1 protein-coding gene and 1 pseudogene are annotated in these 573 nt (G+C 46.8%); both read right to left on the bottom strand.

What is annotated here, in order from left to right:
* Positions 1–97 precede the first annotated feature (97 nt).
* A pseudogene (locus tag D5R40_RS36870) lies at positions 98–217 on the bottom strand (glucose-6-phosphate dehydrogenase assembly protein OpcA); the annotation flags it as partial.
* A 236-nt stretch (positions 218–453) separates the two neighbouring features.
* The coding region (locus tag D5R40_RS40535; protein ID WP_240041717.1) for a glucose-6-phosphate dehydrogenase assembly protein OpcA at positions 454–573 on the bottom strand (120 nt) is incomplete at its 5' end.

The following is a 573-nucleotide window of genomic DNA, read 5'->3' as shown; positions in this document are numbered from 1 at the left end:
CGGCTGTTTGCTTGCGCATACTTCGTAACGCCCCTACGGTTTCTTCAAGCTAAAAAATCTGCCGATCGCTCTCGGTGCTGACCACTGAGGTGCTTTTTTAACGTAACTTGAGAATGTCAGCAGTTATAGCCAAACTCTCTTCATATAAAACTTCCCGACCCCAACGTTGTAACTGTTGAGCCATCAAATATTCTGCTTTCTGATCGCTCAAAGCACTAGAAAGTGTGAGGAGTGTGAGGAGTTCGGGGAGATGGGAACCCACCCCTAACCCCTCCCTGGAGGGGAACGTGGGGAGATGGAGAAAGAGTTGGCAATGGTGCTCAGATTGTTGATTTAAAACAGTTTGTAGGGGCAAACGGCTGTTTGCTTGCGCATACTTCGTAACGCCCCTACGGTTTCTTCAAGCTAAAAAATCTGCCGATCGCTCTCGGTGCTGACCACTGAGGTGCTTTTTTAACGTAACTTGAGAATGTCAGCAGTTATAGCCAAACTCTCTTCATATAAAACTTCCCGACCCCAACGTTGTAACTGTTGAGCCATCAAATATTCTGCTTTCTGATCGCTCAAAGCACT

The organism is Okeania hirsuta, assembly GCF_003838195.1.
GTDB lineage: Bacteria > Cyanobacteriota > Cyanobacteriia > Cyanobacteriales > Microcoleaceae > Okeania > Okeania hirsuta.
This window is presented reverse-complemented; position numbering and strand designations above follow the sequence as displayed.